The following is a 17,559-nucleotide window of genomic DNA, read 5'->3' on the forward strand; positions in this document are numbered from 1 at the left end:
CCTGTTGCCGGAAGGCTACTGCCGTCCTCAGCCGTTCAGAATAGCACCGGCAGGCACTTCCTGTTCGGCCACTTCCTCAACTGCTTCAACGTCTTCCTCAACCTCTTCGGCCTCGGCGGACATGGCAGCAAGCTCTTCTTCCGTGATCCAGCCAGCTGCGAGCCGCGCCGCCATCACCACGTTTTCCGCTTCCGCGCGCGAGACATCAAATCCGGTCAACGCGCCGTCGAACCGCTTGGTCTCGCCGTCCTTGCGCTCGGTCCAGCCGACAAGGTCGTCGGCCGCGCAACCGGCAAGGTCTTCCATGGACTTGATATCGTCCTTGCCCAGCGCAACAAGCATCGCCGTGGTCAGGCCGTCAATGGCCCTCAGGTCATCGGACACACCAAGCTCGATCCGCTCCTCGTCAAGCTTTGCCTCCAGTTCGCCGAGGTAGTCGCGGGCGCGCGCCTGGATTTCAACGGCAGTTTCGTCGTCAAAGCCCTCGATCATGGAGATCTCCTCGATCTCCACGTAGGCAACTTCCTCAACAGAGGTGAAGCCCTCGGTCGCCAGCAACTGGCCGACCATTTCGTCCACGTTGAGCGCTTCCATGAAGAGCTGCGAGCGTTCCAGGAATTCCTTCTGGCGACGATCCGATTCTTCCTGCTCGGTCATGATGTCGATGGCCCAGCCGGTCAGCTGGGACGCAAGCCGCACATTCTGACCGCGGCGGCCGATCGCAAGCGACAGTTGGTCATCGGGAACGACAACTTCAATACGTTCCGCATCCTCATCAAGAACAACCTTGGCCACTTCGGCCGGCTGCAAGGCGTTGACGATGAAGGTCGCCGCTTCCTCGTTCCACGGGATGATGTCGATCTTTTCGCCCTGGAGTTCACCGACAACGGCCTGAACACGGCTGCCGCGCATACCAACGCAGGCGCCGACCGGGTCGATGGAGGTATCCTTTGAAATCACCGCGATCTTCGCGCGTGACCCCGGATCCCTGGCAACCGACTTGATTTCGATCACGCCGTCGTAGATTTCGGGCACTTCCTGCGCGAACAACTTGGCCATGAACTGGGGATGCGTGCGGGACAGAAAGATCTGCGGTCCGCGCTGTTCCCGGCGAACGTCGTAGATGAACGCCCGGATGCGGTCACCGGTCCGGAATATCTCGCGCGGGATCAACTCATCCCGCCGCACAATGCCTTCGCCGCGCCCCAGATCGACAATCACGTTGCCGTATTCGGCGCGTTTGACGACACCGTTGATGACCTCGCCAACACGATCCTTGTATTCCTCGTACTGGCGGTCGCGCTCGGCCTCGCGCACTTTCTGCACGATGACCTGTTTCGCGGATTGCGCGGCGATGCGGCCGAAATCGAGCGGCGGCAGCGGCTCGGCGATAAAGTCGCCAAGGCTTGCTTCCGGATTGCGCGCCTGGGCATCCTCAAGCGAAATTTCTGTCGAAACGTTCTCCACGACCTCCACGACCTGAAGCAGGCGCTGCAGGCGGATCTCGCCGGTTTTCGGATTGATCTCGGCACGTACTTCGGTTTCGGTGCCGTAGCGGGAGCGGGCAGCTTTCTGAATTGCGTCTTCCATCGCATTGATCACGATCATCCGGTCAATGGATTTTTCCCGGGCGACCGCATCAGCAATTTGCAGCAGTTCCAGCCGGTTTGCGCTGATTGCCATTTTCCACTCCTCTTGCGCCAGGTTCAGGTCCTGGTTTTTGGCGCGTGTCCATTCGCCGCCGAGCCGGAGGCTCAGTTGGGCGTGTTGTCCTGTGTCAGGCCTTCTTCCTGGCTTCTTGCTGCGAGAGCAGCTTTTTCCGCCTGAAGAGCCGCGGTTATCAAATCATCCGTGAGAACGAGCTTGGCTTCGCCGATGTTTTCCAGCGGCAACGACACCGTGTCGCTTTCGCCCGCGGGAACATCGGGAAGCCGTACCTTCGCGTTGCCGTTGTCGGTCCCGAGCAATGTTCCCCTGAACCGTTTGCGACCCTCCAGCATCACGGCCATGTCCACCTTGAGCTCGTGACCAGCCCAGCGGTCGAAATCGCCTGCACGCACCAGAGGGCGGTCGATGCCGGGTGACGAGACTTCCAGATGGTAGGCCCGGTTGATCGGGTCTTCCACATCCAGCGCCGGGGAGACGGTACGGCTGATCGTTTCACAATCTTCGACGGTCATCGTGCCGTCCGGGCGTTCTGCCATGATCTGCAACGTGCATCCGTTTGCAGCGCTGATCTTGGTGCGCACAAGACGATAGCCGAGATCCTCGATCACCGGCTCAACAATTGCGGCAACGCGGGCATCCAGGCCCTGTTCCGTAACTATTCTTGGTTCGTGTGCGCTCACACTTGGCTCCTGTTAAACCGTTTCCGGTCTTTCATCTCGGACGCGCCCGATTGTCGGTCTACATAAGGCTATCCTGCTTGGGTCTTTTGCCTCCGGCCCGGTACCTAAACAAAAAAGAGCGGGTCCCCGTCGGGCCCACTCTCAAATGCTCTGATAAAGCCGTTTGAGGTGAAACACCGGCTGTATAACGCCAAAGGCAGTCTGAGCGCAAGTGTCCGATCTCAAATCCGCAAAAGAACTTGGCCCGGAAAGCCGGGACGGCCGCGCAAGACCCGCTCACAAAGGCGTTCAGATCCGGCGGAAGGTGAGGTACCTGCCCGTACGTCCCTCGCGAATTGCCTTGGCCTCATAACGCGTCCCGGGCCAGCCCTGCCACGGTGTTTTCCAGTCGGCCGCCGTCTCGGCCAGCCATTCGAACCGGGCATGGTCGCGGCAGTGGCGCAGCGTCCAGTCGATATAGGTGTCGATATCGCTGGCAAACCGGAACTCGCTGCCAGGTTTCAGCACCCTTGCGTACCGGTCGAGATTGTCTTCATTGATGAAGCGCCGCTTCCAGTGCCGTTTCTTCGGCCAGGGATCCGGGTAGAGCTGGTAGGCAAGGTCCAGCGATGCCTGCGGAAGCCAGTCAAGAACATTGACGGCGTCGTCGTCGTAAAGGCGCACATTCGCCAAGCCTTCGTCAACGACGGCCGCAACCGCCTTCGCCATGCTGCCGACGAACGGCTCCACACCGATGAACCCCGTTTGCGGGTTGGTGCGGGCCCGGTGCAGCAAATGCTCGCCCCCGCCGAATCCGACCTCAAGGCAAACCTCGGTCACATCCCCTTCAAACAGGTCCTTCGTGTCCGCAGGAGCTGGCGAGCCGAGATCAAGCGCCAGACGGGGCAGCTCGTTCTCCATCAGCGCTTCACGGCGCGGGCTCAAAGGTTTGCCCTTGCGGCGGCCGAAAAAGGAACCTTCGTATCGATCGGTCATCGTTGCAGCAGCGGTGTCTTTACATGCACAAGACCGCCGGTTCGGGACCGGCGGCCTGAAATTTCAAACAGTAACGGACTGCCCGAACTTACCCGGCGAGCGGGCGCAGCGCGTCGACAAGATCCGTTTTTTCCCAGGTGAAGCCGCCGTCGGCATCCGGCTGACGCCCAAAGTGACCATAAGCAGCGGTCCGCTCGTAGATCGCGTTGTTCAGCTTCAGGTGTTCACGAATCCCGCGCGGGCTCAGGCCCATGACATCCCGAAGCGTGGTCTCCAATCTGGCTTCATCGCACCGACCGGTGCCGTGCAGATCGACATAGACCGACAGCGGCTCTGAGACGCCGATTGCGTAGGACAGCTGGATGGTGCAGCGGTCGGCCAGATCGGCCGCGACAACATTCTTCGCCAGATAGCGCGCGGCGTAAGCTGCGGACCGGTCAACCTTGGTGGGGTCCTTGCCGGAAAACGCACCGCCGCCATGGGGCGCTGCTCCGCCATACGTGTCGACGATGATCTTGCGCCCTGTGAGGCCGGCATCGCCGTCCGGGCCGCCGATCACAAAGGCGCCGGTGGGATTGACGTGCCACTCCGTCTCGCCGGTGATCCAGCCGTCGGGAAGCGCCGTGCGGATGTAAGGCTCGACAATGCGGCGAACGTCTTCCGATGTCAGAGCCGGATCCAGATGCTGGGTCGACAGAACGATCGACGTCGCCGCGACGGGTACGCCGTTTTCGTAGCGGACGGTGACCTGGCTTTTTGCATCCGGACCGAGAACCGGCTCCTTGCCGGATTTACGGGCATCGGCGAGCAGGCTCAGAATCTTGTGCGAATACAGGATCGGTGCCGGCATCAGTTCTTCGGTTTCCCGGCATGCATAGCCGAACATGATCCCCTGATCGCCTGCGCCTTCATCCTTGTTGCCACCTGCATCGACGCCCTGGGCGATATGGGCCGACTGACCATGAAGATGCACGGCAATATCGCAGTTTTCCCAATGAAAACCGTCCTGCTCATAGCCGATATCCTTGATGGCCATGCGCGCCAGATGGGCAATGTACTCATTGGTAATGCCTGCCGGGCCGCGGGTCTCGCCGGCAATCACGACACGATTGGTGGTGGCCAGCGTTTCGCAGGCCACGCGGGCTTCGGGCATTTCACGAAGATAAGCATCGACAACCGCATCGGAGATTCGGTCGCACACCTTGTCCGGATGTCCTTCTGAAACGGATTCGGACGTGAAAAGGTAGTTCTGACGTGCCATTGGCGATCGTCCTTCTGGGAATGAATATGAATGAAGCGGCGAATAAGTTCGCCGCTTCGAGTGCATCAATCTTTGAAGTTTTTCGTCACGTCAAGCGTGTTGTGCAAATTTGTTATTCATCGCCGGACAGAGAACGAACCAGATCAACGATCCGGCGTCTGACTTTGGGGTCTTCGATTCGCACGAATGCCTTGTTCAATGAAAGGCCCTCCGACGATGACAGGAAATCGACGACATAGGATGTCGGCTGTGTTTCGCCAAAGCCCTCTGCCTCTTCAGGCGTGCCCGGTGCGTCCTCGAAGAAGAAGGAAACCGGAACTTTCAGTATCGTCGCAATATGCTGCAACCGGCTGGCACCGATCCGGTTCGTGCCTTTTTCGTATTTCTGGATTTGCTGAAAGGTGATGCCGAGGCTTTCACCCAGTTTTTCCTGACTCATTCCAAGCATCATTCGCCTCAGGCGAACACGGCTACCAACGTGTATATCGATCGGATTTGGAGACTTTTTACTGGGCATGTACGTCGCTCTTTCTTCTTCTTGCGGCGAATGTCCGCTCATATCAGATCGTACAAGCTCCCTTAGATCCTCCCACAAGATCCAAGAGACTGAAGCAAGCCCGCAACCCCTAGCTTGTACATGAATCAGTCTTCAATCGACTGTTTCACGGTTGTATCACACTTCGATCACTCAACTCAAACAAAATTTATCAATCATAACGCGAGTGGCGGTTGTATTTTGCGAAAATTGCAAATCCGACAAGTGTTATTGAAATAATCAGTATCGGCACATCGCCAGAAACCTCATAGATAGTTGTGCCTAGTTGGCCCGGAAGGCCTGCATCTACGACACCTCGTTCAAAAACTGTCAATTCTTCGACAACGGCGCCATATCCATCTACGACAGCGGAAATGCCCGTATTTGCTGCCCTTACGAGCGGCAGTCCCGTTTCAATCGCGCGCATCCGCGCCTGTGCAAAGTGCTGGAACGGCCCTGGCGTGCGCCCGAACCATGCATCGTTGGTCACGTTCAACAAGAAGGAGGGTTCATCGGGCGTTGCAGAAACGACGCCTGGGAAAATCGCCTCATAGCAAATCAATGGTAGAAAACTGAAATCGTTGGTGGTGGAGAGTACACGCTGATGATAGCCGGCCTCAAATCCCTCAATCGGACCGGCAAGATTGGTAAAGCCGATGTTTTCCAAAAGAGCCTTGAAGGGGACATACTCGCCGAACGGTACGAGGCGTACCTTGTCATAAACACCCTTGACCGTGCCGTCGCTCCCCACGACGTAAACGCTGTTGAAGTACTCGGGTCCGGATGCGCCCGCTTCTAGTCTCACCGCCCCGGTCACAAGTTCGGTATCGGCGCCCAATGTCTGCCCGATGCGAAAGAGAGCGCCGGGCTCCTGTGTCAGGAGGAAGGGCAACGCCGATTCGGGCCAGACAACCAGCCTTTGCTGGCCGACACGCGCGTTGCCGCCGAGAGGCGCTTCAGTCATGTCGAGATAGGTCTGAAAAATCTCGTCCCTGAGTTCGGGCCGCCACTTGTCCTTTTGATCGATCGAGGGCTGTACGATCCTGATATCCAGGCTTGTATATTCGACGTCCGCCGTCGCGACCCGGTATATCCCGAAAGCGGAAACGGCAACGAAGGCAACGGCCGCGAGAGACACTGCGCGCACCTTTTGGCCAACCGGTTTTGCGTCGGCGAGCAATGCGGGCGCAGAGCAAATGGCGACGACGAGAAAGGTCAACCCGTAGATACCAACAAGACTCGCGGATTGCGCCAGGACCAGGCTGTCGGAAACGCCGTATCCGAAGGCATTCCAGGGGAACCCGGTCAACACGTGCCCCCTGACCCAGTCGGCAAGCGTCAAGCAGGCGGCGAGCAGCAGAATCCTGCGAAACTGATCCGTCCAGAACATGGCGGCAAGCGCGACACCGAGCGCTGTAAACAGGGCCAGTCCCGCCGGCATGGCGAGCACGGCAAACGGCAACAACCAGGCAAAGCGATCCGCCTCGACCAGGAACGCCGCCCCGATCCACCAGAGTCCTGCGAGAAAATACCCGAATCCGAAAAGCCAGCCGAGAACGAAACCTGTTCGAAAGCGCACGCCGTTGCGCCTTGCATCCGCTTCCAGAGCGCCATCCAGGATCCAGACAAAACACGGGAAAGTTATCAAAAGAACAGGGGATATCCCGAAAGGGGGAAGCGACAAGGCGCTGAGCGCTCCCAGGAGGATCGCCAGGAACCGGCGCTGCGACCCCCAGGCCAACAGGAACGTGTTCGGCAGAAAAGACAGTCGTTGTGTGAACCAGTGCATTGAATCCGAATCCCCAGGTGAGGACTGGAGATTCGACGGCTCACCGTGGGCCGGTCAAGTACAATTATGCAGGAACGGCCTAGGTGATGGACTCATAAATGAGACTGAAATGGCATGCGAAATGGCGAAATCCCGTTAGGAAGGGTGTGCGGAGCGGGCTGACTGCCCGGTCAAGCACCCTGACGCCACGGGGCGAAGCCATTTCCATGTCCTTCGGATTTGACCGGCTTGCGCCTCCTCCGCGTTGCGAAAGGCTTGAAAATGAAACACATTTCCTTCGCTTCCGCACCTTGACGAGAAGCAAGCCGCCTCAAACCCTTTCGGCCTCATTTATGAGTGCATCACCTAGCCTTCCAGCGTTGCCTGCTGTTCAGGCGCAGTATCTGCAGGCCCCGTCTGGGCGCTTTCCGCTTGTCCCGAACCGGGCTTTTTGGTTCGGCGGCGCAATTCCTGCGGGCGGGCTTCGGCACGCTTACGGCGGATCTTGAGACGTTTGATGCGCCTTGGATCGGCATCCATGACTTCAAACTCGAACCCCGGGACTTCGTCCGGGACGTACAGGAGCTCTCCTCGAACCGGGACCCGGCCAACCGCTACATATAGAAGTCCGCCGAGTGTATCGACGTCTTCCGATATCTCGCCGCCGGACAGTTTCGTTCCGAGAACCTCATCCAGGTCTTCGAGCGGTAGCCGCGGATCAGCTATCCAGACACCTTCGCCTGCAGTTGCGAGCATTTCCTCTTCGTCTTCATCGTGCTCGTCCTCAATGTCCCCCACCACTTCTTCCACCAGATCTTCCAGCGAAACGAGGCCGTCAGTGCCGCCATATTCGTCAATCACGAGCGCCATCTGGATCCGGCCAGCCTGCATCTTTGCCATGAGATCCGTTGCAGGCATGGACGGCGGTACGAACAGGAGGTTCCGCAGAAGGTCCGTCTCCTTCAATGTGACCGACAGATCAACACAGGACAGATCCAGGTTCTGTGTGTTGTGGCCCTTTCGAGCTGCGGCAGCTTGTTGAGGTTCAATTTCCGCGTTTGAAGCGTCAGTATTTTCCACAGTGGTTGTAAGGTCACGTTTTACACCCTGCTCGGCAATGAAAGCCATGAGGTCCTTGATGTGGACCATGCCGCGCGGATCGTCGAGCGAATCCTCGTACACGGGCATGCGGGAATGACCGCTCTTTTGGAACAGCTCCATCAACCGGCTAAGACTGGTATCCAGGTCAACCGCGTCAATGTCCGCACGCGGAATCATGACGTCATCCACGCGCAGTTCTCTCAGGCGCAGGATGTTTCCGAGCAAAAGACGCTCTTCGGGCGAGAAGGCCGTGTCGCCACTGCCATCCCTCGCCAGTTCATCTTCAAGATTTTCACGAAGGCTCGAAGACTGGCGCCCCAAGCGCAATACGCGTTTGAGATTTTCGAGAAAGGCCGCAGTGCGCTGCGGCTTCGTCTGTTGCGGATCTTCTCCGTCGGAAGACTGCCCGGAACTTGCGGTCTTGGACTCGCCCTCCGGACTTTGCGGTTCAACTGCGCTCATCATTTATCAATACAAGAACTTTGTGCCCCATGATGCCACCTAATTGCCTTCGACCACAAGAGGACTGCCAGCATAAGGATCATCAATGCTTAACGATGCAAGTATGGTTTTCTCAAGACCTTCCATCAACTCGGCCTCTTCATCCGTCTGATGATCATAGTCGAAAAGGTGAAGCAACCCATGAACAGTCAGATGGGAAAGATGGTCGGAGAAATCAACTCCCATGTCGCGTGCCTCGGATGAGATCGTCTCGAAGCCGAAGACAATGTCGCCCAGAAGCGGACCATACCTGTCGTCAACCGGGTCACTTCCGGGAAAGGAAAGTACATTAGTCGGTTTGTCCTTGTCTCTCCACTCCCCGTTCAGCTTGCGGATCGACGCGTCGTTGGTGAACAGCAGCGAGAGTTCACTGTTGTCCATGACCTGCAACTTTCCCTTCGATAGGGTCGCGCGGATTGCCGTTTCAGCCAGACGTGCCAACTCTTCCTCAGCCGGCCAGTCTCCTGCTTCCAGGGTCACATCGATCACAAATCCATCGGGCAGGGCAGAGGTCATATCCGGCTGTCTCAGGAGGTTGCCGCCTTGCGCGGTCCCGTAGCGGGTTCCTCGCGCTGCCGCTCGGCATAGCGCCGCTCCCGTGCCTCGGATTCCTGGCGGGATGCGTTGTCATAGGCGGTCACGATCCGTCCAACGAGTTCGTGGCGCACGACGTCGGTTTCGTTGAAGCGGACATGGGCAACCGCCGGTATGTCGGTCAACAGGCCCAGCGCCTCGCGCAATCCGGACTTCTGGCCCGCCGGCAGGTCGATCTGGCTCGGGTCCCCCGTCACGATCATCTTCGAGCCCTCGCCAAGACGCGTCAGGAACATCTTCATCTGCATGGACGTCGTGTTCTGCGCTTCATCGAGAAGAACCACGGCATTGGAGAGCGTCCGCCCGCGCATGAATGCCAGGGGTGCGACCTCGATCATCCCGGACTGGAGGCCCCTGTCCACCTTTTCCGCCGGCATCATCTCGTAGAGCGCGTCGTAGATCGGGCGCAGGTAGGGATCGACCTTGTCCTTCATTTCACCGGGCAGAAACCCGAGACGCTCGCCGGCTTCAACCGCCGGACGCGACAGGATCAGGCGCGCGACATCACCGCGCTCCAGGAGAGCGGCGGCGTAGGCGACGGCCAGAAAGGTCTTGCCGGTGCCGGCCGGGCCGGTTCCGAAAATGAGGTCGGCCCTGTCCATCGACCGGATATAGGCGTCCTGGGTCGGCGTACGCGCGACGATCGTCTTGCGGCGCGTGGCGATCTGCGCAAAAGCCAGCCGTGACTTCGGCTCAAGGGTCGGCAACGGCAACTGGGCTTCGGCGGCTGCGGCCATGCGCAATGCCCCGTCCACGTCTCCCGGGTGCACTTCCTGACCCTGAAGAAGCCGCTGATAGAGAGCTTCAAGCGCATTCCTGGCCTGCGAGCACCCGGCCTGCGAGCCTTTCAGGGTGACCTGATTTCCGCGGGCGATGGCATCGATCCCCAGCCGCTGCTCGATCAGGGCAAGGTTCTGGTCGAACTGGCCGAAGAGATCGCCAATCAGCCGATTGTCCTCGAACGCGAGGACGACGTGGGTTGCATCGGATGCCGGGGCAGCGGCTTGATCAGACTGTTTGCGTGAGGAAGAAGTACTCTCGCGCGTCAAATGACGTCTCCTTTAAGCCATCGCAGCCGTAACCGGCCGCGGATTTTCATGGCTATTCTGCCTGTCTATGATTTGTCCGAACAGCGAATTAGACCCGATCTTGACGATTTCCACCGCTTGTATGCTGCCGATGAGAGCTTCCGGTGCATCCAGTTGCACCGGCTGCAGCCAGGGCGACTTGCCAACAAGCTGGCCTTCATTGCGGCCCTTCTTTTCCAGAAGAACGTCGCAAACCATTCCCAGCCGGGTTTCGTTAAAGGTTTTCTGCTGGGCGCTCACGAGCGCCTGAAGCTCTGCAAGCCGCGCGGACTTGACCTCCTCCGGAACCTGGTTTTCCATCGTCGCACCCGGCGTGCCCGGGCGCTGACTGTACTTGAAAGAAAACGCAGAGCCGTAGCCGACGCGCCTGATCAGGTCCATCGTGTCCTCGAAATCCCGATCCGTCTCGTCCGGGAAACCGACGATGAAATCGCCCGACAGGGCAATCTCCGGAGAAGCGTCCCTGATCCGGTCGATCAAACGGAAGTAATCGTCCCGGGTATGCCGGCGGTTCATCGCTTTCAGGATCTTGTCGGATCCGGATTGCACCGGCAGGTGCAGGTACGGCATCAGGCTCTTCAGGTCCCGGTGCGCGTCGATCAGATCGTCATCCATGTCGCGTGGATGGCTGGTGGTGTAGCGAAGCCGGTCCAGCCCGTCGATCTCCGAAAGCCGGCGCAACAGCCGGCCGAGACCCCAGCTCGATCCGTCCGTAGCTTCTCCATGATAGGCGTTTACGTTCTGCCCCAGCAGCGTGACTTCGCGCACACCCGCCGCAGCCATGCGTTCGGCCTCCGACAGGATCTGCTCGACGGAACGCGATACTTCCGCCCCCCGGGTGTAGGGCACGACACAGAACGTACAGAACTTGTCACAGCCTTCCTGAACCGTCAGGAAGGCAGAAGGTGCGCGTTTCAGGACCTGGGTTTGTGCACGTTCGGACAGGTGCCCGAATTTTGCATCGATGTCGAATTCGGTCTCGACAACCTTCTCGCCCGACCGTGCCTTGTCCAGAAGTCCGGGCAACTGGTGATAACTCTGCGGTCCGACCACGAGATCGACGATCGGCGCACGCCTCGATATTTCTTCGCCTTCCGCCTGAGCGACACAGCCCGCGACGCCGACCATCATGTCCTTGCCGGACTTTGCGCGCTCTTCCTTGACCTTGCGGATACGCCCAAGCTCGGAATAGACCTTTTCGGCTGCCTTTTCTCGAATGTGGCAGGTATTGAGGATCACGAGGTCGGCATCTTCAAGCGTGTTGGTGGCCTCAAAGCCCTCCGGCCCCAAAACGTCGGTCATGCGCTCGCTGTCATAGACATTCATCTGGCAACCATAGGTGCGGACAAACACCTTGCGTGTGTTGCCACCGGCAGCCGGTCTGGCGCTGTTTTCGGAAACGGTGTTTCCGTTGGTTTCCTGATCTTGTTCAGGGCGGCTTGTCATTCGCTTCTCGTCGCCTCGCTCACGCGGCAGATATGTCCAGGTGGTCTTTTGTCCGGGCTTCTCGCCCGGCCGCCGGCCAGCTTAACGGAGCTGACGCAGCCTTAACAGGACTGCCGTATAACGGCATTCAATTTCCGGCGCCAGCATTAACGGGTTTTTCGTCGTTTGAGAAGAACACAGGCTCTTCAGCCGCATCCGCTTCTATTCTCTCAACCGGCTTCTGCAGCAGGGAGGCGATCGTCAGAGCGCGCACCTCATACTCCAGTTCCCTGGTCAGGGCCTTGCGGTCGGTGTCCTTGTCAACGAGGACAGGCTCCCCCCAGGTCACAATGACGTCCAGCGCGCCACGTGTGAAAATTCCCCACAAATGGCCCGGCAACTCCATGTCGCCGTACCAGGCGACGTGAGGGCGATGCGCACGCCCCATGGGAAGACCATAGAAACCCTGATAGGCGAGCGAGAGCGGCTGAACCCAGACAGTCGCCCCGTCCTCCTCACCAAGCGCACGGGTTGCGGCACCCAGCAGGGCGGAGCGGAACGGCAGGACACAATTGCCATCGTTCGAGGTGCCTTCCGCAAACAGCACCATCGCATCTCCGGCGGCCATGCGCTCGGCGATCTCATCTGCCGCCTGACCCGTTTCCGTTCGCCTGGTCCGGTTCACGAATACGGTGCGCTGCAGCCTGGCCAGAAGGCCGAAGACCGGCCAGCCCGAGACCTCGGACTTGGCAATGAAAGACAGCGGGATCAGCGACCCCAGCACCGTGATGTCGACCCAGGATGCATGATTTGCGGTGATGAGCAGCGGTCTGTCCCTGGCCGGCTGCCCGATCTGACGGACCTTTATGCCAACGAGACGGCTCGCGATCCTGTGCCAGATCCGGGGCAGGGTTTCCTGGCTGCGAAGACCGAATTTGATCGACACCCACTGAAGCGGTATCAGGACCAGCGAGACAAGCGTGAGAACGGCAATGATGCAGACGGCCTTGACCTCAGCCATCGCCTTTTTCATCCCGGGATGGCTCCAGCGGAACGCCATATAGCTCGAGCCGGTGATCAACAAGTTTGTAGCCGAGCTTTCTGGCGATGAATTCCTGCAGGGCCTCGATTTCCTCGTTGCGGAATTCGATGACCTGACCGCTGCGCAGATCAATCAGATGATCATGATGTTCGTCAGGCACGGTTTCGTAGCGCGAGCGTCCGTCCCTGAAGTCGTGCCGTTCGATCATGCCGGCATCTTCGAACAGCTTCACCGTACGATATACGGTGGAAATCGAAATGCCCGGATCAATTGCGACCGAGCGGCGGTAGAGTTCTTCAACGTCGGGATGCTCGTCGGATGCTGCCTCGATCACCGTTGCGATGACGCGGCGCTGTTCGGTCATGCGCATGCCCTTTGCAACACACATTTCCGCCAGCGTTGTTTGCCGCTCGTCCGTCATTTCGTCGCCGCCTGATGATTGATCGGATTTTTCGTAGCACAGCGCTTAACGAAGATCGATCCGCATGACAAGCGCTGTCCCGTCACCTTCGCTGCCGCCGTAGTATCCCTTCCGCTGTCCAACCTCCCGGAAACCCAGCCCCCTGTAAAGCAGAAGTGCGGCCTCGTTGGATGCATCGACTTCCAGAAACAGATGGCTGCACCTGTCCGCGTAGAGCCGGAACAGACCCGCCTCCATCAGTTTCTTTCCGATCCCGCGGCCGCGTTGCCGCGGGTGAACCGCAACCGTGATCACCTCGGCTTCGTCAGCTGCCGTGCGCAGGATGAGAAAACCGAGCGGCGCACGCGTGCCGTACGGGCTGGCGCGGCGGGCAACGAGAATCGTAACGCCGTCCTGCGCCTTCATCCGGGCAAGTTCCTCGGCATTCCATTTGTTGGGAAACGAAGCAGCGTGGATTTCGGCAATCTTCGGCAGATCTTCGTCCAGCGCCACTTCCACGACCGGCGGCTGGGTCCAGAACCACCAGAAACTCATTGCCGTTCAATCCTTCCCCTGGTCTGCGGTGTCGCATCGGGCGGCCGCAGGTAAAGCGGCGATGGTGAAGCCGTGACCGGATCGGCCAGAAGTCCGAGTTCCGCAACATCCCGAATTCCGGGAAACCCCGCCCGGGAGATGATCTGCTCGCCCGGCAGGTCAAGCTCCGACGCGACGCGTTCTGCCGCCGAGCCCGCCAACCTTATGCATTTCGGCATGGTGGCCGCAAGATCGGAGATCGTGCGAACGGAGGCCTCGCCGGTTTTCTCGCCGGACGAATCGAATTCCTGGCAATAGACTTCGTCGCCCTTTCCCGTGAGCGCGACCAGAAGCGGCGCGCCTCCGTCCCTGGGAGCGGACGCCCGCGCAATCGCCGCAAGCGTTGTGATTCCCACAACCGGCTTGCCGAGAACGAGACCGAAGCCGCGCGCCACGGCCAGGCCGACACGAAGACCTGTGAAGCTGCCTGGACCGATTGTCACGACGACACGGTCAAGATCGGAAAAAGCGGTGGATGTTTCGGCCATGACTTCGCCGATCATGTCCATCAGACGCTCCGCATGACCCCGGCCGATTTCTTCGCCGAAGGCCTCAAAGCAGGCACTGTCGCTGCCGTCGTCAAGAACCGCGGCAGCGCAATTGGCCAGAGCTGTATCGATCGCCAGTACACGCATACCCAATGCACCTAACCCGCCCCAAGAGCGAAGTCGAGCCGAGCTTTGGACCTAATCCCAATTGCGGGCTTGCGTTGTGCCAGGATTGCTGAAACACAAATAAAAAACCCGGCTTAAGAGCCGGGTCTTTGATATTATAGGGAAATTCGGTTCAGATCGGACGAACTTCCTCAACTTCCGGCACGAAATGGCGCAGCAGGTTCTGAATACCGTGCTGTAGTGTCGCAGTGGAGGACGGGCAGCCGGCGCAGGCGCCGCGCATCGACAGATAGACAATGCCTTCCTTGAAGCCCTTGAAGGTGATGTCACCGCCATCCTGCGCCACCGCCGGGCGCACACGCGTTTCCAGCAGCTCCTTGATCGTCTTCACCGTGTCCTCAGTGCCTTCATCAAAGAACTCGCCTTCCTCGATGTCCTCGACCTGGCCCGCTGCCATGACCGGCTGACCGGACATGAACTGCTCCATGATCACGCCGAGAATGGCGGGTTTCATGTGTTGCCAGTCCGTGTCGTCCTTGGTCACGGTTACGAAATCATGGCCGAAGAAAACCGCGGCCACTCCCGGCACATCAAACAGTCGCTCGGCCAGGGGCGATGCACCGGCATCCGCCTTGGACCGGAAATCATAGGTTCCTTCCTGCAGGACAACGCGGCCCGGGAGGAATTTAAGCGTGGCCGGATTCGGCGTCGCTTCGGTCTGAATGAACATTTTTCTTGTCCTTGCGTTTCAACAACGCGTCCGTTTCGACAGATGCCCTGCGCCTCAACCTCATCGCAAAACACCGATAGGTTCTTTTAACCCATCCGGAGTCAGTTTGGAATAGTTAAAAACTAGATAGGTCTTCAACACGCGGGATCAAGTTCAGGCGTCACTTTTTCACCGCGAGACCGGTTTCCATCAGGCAAGCGCCGCGATCGAATCGTCGTCCAGATTTCCGGGAACGATCGTGACCGGTATGGGGAACGTTCCTGCCGACTTGCCCGCGATGGAAGAGACCAGCGGTCCCGGTCCTTCCGAACCGGTGCTCGCGGCAAGCACAAGAATCGCGATATCCGCATCGGCCTCGATCAACTCGAGGATTTCTTCGGATTTCGAGCCTTCCCGAACGACCGTCTCCGGTTCCGTTCTTGCCACCGAGCGCACGCGTTCGGCTGTTTTTGCGAGCGTTGCTTCAGCCTCTTCCAGCGCTTCAGCGCGCATGATGTCTTCGACGCCAAGCCAGTGCTGGAAGTCTCCCGGTGCAATCACAAAGCAAAGCGTCACGACACCGCCGGTCCGTGCTGCCCGTTTCGCCGCATAGACAATTGCCCTGTCGCACTCGGGCGTTTCGTCGACCACGACCAGAAACTTCCGGCGATGGCCTTCCTCGTTGCTTTTCCGAATAGCTACCATGGCTGCATGCTGCCACTCGTGCGCGCGCATCGCAAGCGGTGAAATACCCGCTTGCGACAAAGGCCCGTTTACAGAATGAATTTCGAGAGGTCGACGTTCTTGGCAAGATCGCCAATATTTTCCTTCACGAAATCAGCTGTAATTTCAACAGTTTCACCCGAACGATCGGGTGCCGTAAAGGAAATCTCATCGAGAATGCGTTCCATCACGGTCTGAAGACGGCGCGCGCCGATGTTTTCAACAGAAGCGTTGAGATCAACGGCAACGGATGCAATTTCGTCAATGGCATCGTCGGTGAAGGCAAGCGTGACCTCTTCGGTTTCCATGAGTGCCACATATTGCTTGATCAGGCTGGCTTCCGGCTCCGTCAGGATTGCCTTGAAGTCATCCTTGTTCAGCGCCCTGAGCTCGACGCGGATCGGCAGCCGGCCCTGCAATTCGGGCAGAAGGTCCGACGGTTTCGCGACGTGAAACGCGCCGGAGGCGATGAACAGAATGTGGTCCGTCTTGACCGGACCGTGTTTCGTGGACACCACCGTGCCCTCGATCAAGGGGAGCAGGTCCCGCTGTACGCCCTCGCGCGACACATCCGCGCCGGCCCGGCCTTCGCGTGCACAGATCTTGTCGATCTCGTCCAGGAAGACAATGCCCGAGTTCTCGACAAGCGCAATCGCCTCTTCGACAACCTTGTCCTCATCGAGCAGCTTGTCCGATTCCTCGTTGATCAGCAGCTGGTAGCTGTCACTCACGGTCGTCCGCTTGGTCTTGGTCTGGCCGCCGAAGGCCTTGCCGAGAAGATCGGACATGTTCATGACGCCGACACTTGCGCCGGGCATGCCCGGCAGGTCGAAACTCGGCATCTGCGCCTGGGCGCGGACTTCAACCTCGATTTCCTTGTCGTCCATCTCGCCTTCGCGCAGTTTCGCGCGGAAACTTTCGCGGGTTGCCGGGCTTGCGTTTGCCCCGACCAGCGCATCCAGGACACGCTCCTCGGCGAGAACGTGCGCCTTGGCCTTGACCTCTTCGCGCTTCTTGTCGCGGATCAGGGTAATGCCGGCTTCCACAAGGTCGCGAACAATCTGTTCGACGTCGCGGCCGACATAGCCGACCTCCGTGAACTTCGTTGCCTCGACCTTGGTAAAGGGCGCGTTCGCCAGTTTCGCGAGGCGGCGCGATATTTCCGTTTTGCCAACGCCGGTCGGGCCGATCATGAGGATGTTCTTGGGCAGAACTTCCTCACGCATCTGTCCCTGCAGTTGCTGACGGCGCCAACGGTTGCGAAGGGCAATCGCGACGGCGCGCTTTGCGTCCTTCTGGCCGACAATGTAGCGATCGAGTTCAGAAACGATCTCACGCGGAGAAAAATCCGTCATTTTTTATGACATGCCTTCCGTGTTCTTGAATTCCATTAACAAGCTGTCGCCGGTTTTTCCGACAAGTTCGGGGATCACTTCAAACCCGGCCTTGCGGTAACACCCGACTGCACGTTCATTGGCCGGATCCGGATCGATCAGGATACGGCTGTAACCTTCCTCAAGGAGCATCCGGACAAAGGCCCGCAACGCGTCCGTTCCCAAACCGGCCGACAGATCTTCCTGCAATCCGATCGACAGGTCCACGCCGACAGCTTCTTCCGGCAACAGCGCCAGCCAGGGATACTCAGCGGCATAATCCGTATTCTGCTGGTCCTTTATGAACCAGACCTGGATGAACCCCTTGTCGCTGCCGTCCTTCTGAAAGATGTAGGGGCGCGTCGTGTCGCGTCCCTGCACCATGTCCTCGATGTACCGCAGTTCCGTCGCCGGGTCGCCCCACCACTTGCGCCAGTGCGGCCCTTCCAGCCAGCCAGCCAGCAACGAAAGGTCTTCCTCCAGAACGGGTCGGAACGAAATCACGGCT

Annotated in this window: 18 protein-coding genes; all 18 read right to left on the minus strand. The window is 59.0% G+C overall.

Going from position 1 to position 17,559, the window contains the following annotated elements:
• Positions 1 to 27 precede the first annotated feature (27 nt).
• Positions 28 to 1,683 (minus strand): transcription termination factor NusA, encoded by a 1,656-nt coding sequence (nusA, locus tag RBB49_RS09790; RefSeq protein WP_306142562.1) that lies wholly within the window; start codon positions 1,681 to 1,683, stop codon positions 28 to 30.
• A gap of 71 nt (positions 1,684 to 1,754) precedes the next feature.
• The gene (gene rimP / locus RBB49_RS09795) at positions 1,755 to 2,348 is read right to left on the minus strand and encodes a ribosome maturation factor RimP (RefSeq protein ID WP_306142563.1); all 594 of its coding nucleotides are present in this window, start codon (positions 2,346 to 2,348) and stop codon (positions 1,755 to 1,757) included.
• A gap of 288 nt (positions 2,349 to 2,636) precedes the next feature.
• Positions 2,637 to 3,323, minus strand: a complete 687-nt coding sequence (locus RBB49_RS09800) for a tRNA (guanosine(46)-N(7))-methyltransferase TrmB (protein WP_306142564.1) — start codon at positions 3,321 to 3,323, stop codon at positions 2,637 to 2,639.
• Positions 3,324 to 3,411: 88 nt separating this feature from the next.
• Complete coding sequence (gene metK / locus RBB49_RS09805; RefSeq protein ID WP_306142565.1) at positions 3,412 to 4,584, minus strand: methionine adenosyltransferase; 1,173 nt, start codon at positions 4,582 to 4,584, stop codon at positions 3,412 to 3,414.
• A 112-nt stretch (positions 4,585 to 4,696) separates the two neighbouring features.
• A complete protein-coding gene (locus RBB49_RS09810; protein WP_306142566.1) occupies positions 4,697 to 5,101 on the minus strand; it encodes a helix-turn-helix domain-containing protein in 405 nt (134 codons plus the stop codon).
• Between the two features lie 190 nt (positions 5,102 to 5,291).
• On the minus strand, positions 5,292 to 6,908 hold the full coding sequence (gene lnt / locus RBB49_RS09815) for an apolipoprotein N-acyltransferase (protein ID WP_306142568.1): 1,617 nt from the start codon (positions 6,906 to 6,908) through the stop codon (positions 5,292 to 5,294).
• Between the two features lie 345 nt (positions 6,909 to 7,253).
• Positions 7,254 to 8,450: a hemolysin family protein gene (locus RBB49_RS09820; RefSeq protein ID WP_336623413.1), complete on the minus strand. Its 1,197-nt coding sequence runs from the start codon at positions 8,448 to 8,450 to the stop codon at positions 7,254 to 7,256.
• A 39-nt stretch (positions 8,451 to 8,489) separates the two neighbouring features.
• A complete protein-coding gene (ybeY, locus tag RBB49_RS09825; RefSeq protein ID WP_306142775.1) occupies positions 8,490 to 8,993 on the minus strand; it encodes an rRNA maturation RNase YbeY in 504 nt (167 codons plus the stop codon).
• Between the two features lie 23 nt (positions 8,994 to 9,016).
• Positions 9,017 to 10,132, minus strand: coding sequence for a PhoH family protein (locus tag RBB49_RS09830; RefSeq protein ID WP_306142571.1), 1,116 nt, complete (start codon positions 10,130 to 10,132; stop codon positions 9,017 to 9,019).
• Positions 10,133 to 10,144: 12 nt separating this feature from the next.
• Entirely contained in the window at positions 10,145 to 11,617 is a 1,473-nt protein-coding gene (gene miaB / locus RBB49_RS09835) for a tRNA (N6-isopentenyl adenosine(37)-C2)-methylthiotransferase MiaB (protein WP_306142572.1), read from the minus strand.
• Positions 11,618 to 11,744: 127 nt separating this feature from the next.
• Positions 11,745 to 12,629, minus strand: a complete 885-nt coding sequence (locus tag RBB49_RS09840) for a 1-acyl-sn-glycerol-3-phosphate acyltransferase (protein ID WP_306142573.1) — start codon at positions 12,627 to 12,629, stop codon at positions 11,745 to 11,747.
• On the minus strand, positions 12,610 to 13,059 hold the full coding sequence (locus RBB49_RS09845) for a Fur family transcriptional regulator (RefSeq protein ID WP_306142574.1): 450 nt from the start codon (positions 13,057 to 13,059) through the stop codon (positions 12,610 to 12,612). Before RBB49_RS09845 ends, RBB49_RS09840 begins: the two co-directional genes overlap by 20 nt.
• A 45-nt stretch (positions 13,060 to 13,104) precedes the next feature.
• Complete coding sequence (gene rimI / locus RBB49_RS09850) at positions 13,105 to 13,593, minus strand: ribosomal protein S18-alanine N-acetyltransferase (protein WP_306142575.1); 489 nt, start codon at positions 13,591 to 13,593, stop codon at positions 13,105 to 13,107.
• Complete coding sequence (gene tsaB, locus RBB49_RS09855) at positions 13,590 to 14,267, minus strand: tRNA (adenosine(37)-N6)-threonylcarbamoyltransferase complex dimerization subunit type 1 TsaB (protein ID WP_306142576.1); 678 nt, start codon at positions 14,265 to 14,267, stop codon at positions 13,590 to 13,592. The genes rimI and tsaB overlap by 4 nt, the downstream gene beginning before the upstream one ends.
• Before the next feature lie 151 nt (positions 14,268 to 14,418).
• Positions 14,419 to 14,976 carry a NifU family protein gene (locus RBB49_RS09860; protein WP_306142577.1) on the minus strand — a complete coding sequence of 186 codons (558 nt, stop codon included), beginning with the start codon at positions 14,974 to 14,976 and terminating at the stop codon, positions 14,419 to 14,421.
• 189 nt (positions 14,977 to 15,165) lie between these two features.
• Positions 15,166 to 15,660, minus strand: a complete 495-nt coding sequence (locus tag RBB49_RS09865; RefSeq protein ID WP_306142578.1) for a universal stress protein — start codon at positions 15,658 to 15,660, stop codon at positions 15,166 to 15,168.
• Between the two features lie 68 nt (positions 15,661 to 15,728).
• Entirely contained in the window at positions 15,729 to 17,033 is a 1,305-nt protein-coding gene (hslU, locus tag RBB49_RS09870; RefSeq protein WP_306142579.1) for an ATP-dependent protease ATPase subunit HslU, read from the minus strand.
• A gap of 3 nt (positions 17,034 to 17,036) precedes the next feature.
• The gene (locus RBB49_RS09875) at positions 17,037 to 17,555 is read right to left on the minus strand and encodes a GNAT family N-acetyltransferase (RefSeq protein ID WP_306142580.1); all 519 of its coding nucleotides are present in this window, start codon (positions 17,553 to 17,555) and stop codon (positions 17,037 to 17,039) included.
• Positions 17,556 to 17,559: the final 4 nt, after the last annotated feature.

Source organism: Roseibium sp. MMSF_3412 (assembly GCF_030733265.1).
Taxonomy (GTDB): domain Bacteria; phylum Pseudomonadota; class Alphaproteobacteria; order Rhizobiales; family Stappiaceae; genus Roseibium.

Bases quoted from the DNA above. Each gene is read 5' to 3' on its own strand.
- RBB49_RS09865 (WP_306142578.1), bottom strand. From the start codon at position 15,660: ATGGTAGCTATTCGGAAAAGCAACGAGGAAGGCCATCGCCGGAAGTTT.
- RBB49_RS09860 (WP_306142577.1), bottom strand. From the start codon at position 14,976: ATGTTCATTCAGACCGAAGCGACGCCGAATCCGGCCACGCTTAAATTC.
- tsaB (WP_306142576.1), bottom strand. From the start codon at position 14,267: ATGCGTGTACTGGCGATCGATACAGCTCTGGCCAATTGCGCTGCCGCG.
- RBB49_RS09810 (WP_306142566.1), bottom strand. From the start codon at position 5,101: ATGCCCAGTAAAAAGTCTCCAAATCCGATCGATATACACGTTGGTAGC.
- rimI (WP_306142575.1), bottom strand. From the start codon at position 13,593: ATGAGTTTCTGGTGGTTCTGGACCCAGCCGCCGGTCGTGGAAGTGGCG.
- nusA (WP_306142562.1), bottom strand. From the start codon at position 1,683: ATGGCAATCAGCGCAAACCGGCTGGAACTGCTGCAAATTGCTGATGCG.
- RBB49_RS09820 (WP_336623413.1), bottom strand. From the start codon at position 8,450: ATGAGCGCAGTTGAACCGCAAAGTCCGGAGGGCGAGTCCAAGACCGCA.
- lnt (WP_306142568.1), bottom strand. From the start codon at position 6,908: ATGCACTGGTTCACACAACGACTGTCTTTTCTGCCGAACACGTTCCTG.
- miaB (WP_306142572.1), bottom strand. From the start codon at position 11,617: ATGACAAGCCGCCCTGAACAAGATCAGGAAACCAACGGAAACACCGTT.
- hslU (WP_306142579.1), bottom strand. From the start codon at position 17,033: ATGACGGATTTTTCTCCGCGTGAGATCGTTTCTGAACTCGATCGCTAC.
- RBB49_RS09840 (WP_306142573.1), bottom strand. From the start codon at position 12,629: ATGAAAAAGGCGATGGCTGAGGTCAAGGCCGTCTGCATCATTGCCGTT.
- RBB49_RS09845 (WP_306142574.1), bottom strand. From the start codon at position 13,059: ATGACGGACGAGCGGCAAACAACGCTGGCGGAAATGTGTGTTGCAAAG.
- metK (WP_306142565.1), bottom strand. From the start codon at position 4,584: ATGGCACGTCAGAACTACCTTTTCACGTCCGAATCCGTTTCAGAAGGA.
- RBB49_RS09800 (WP_306142564.1), bottom strand. From the start codon at position 3,323: ATGACCGATCGATACGAAGGTTCCTTTTTCGGCCGCCGCAAGGGCAAA.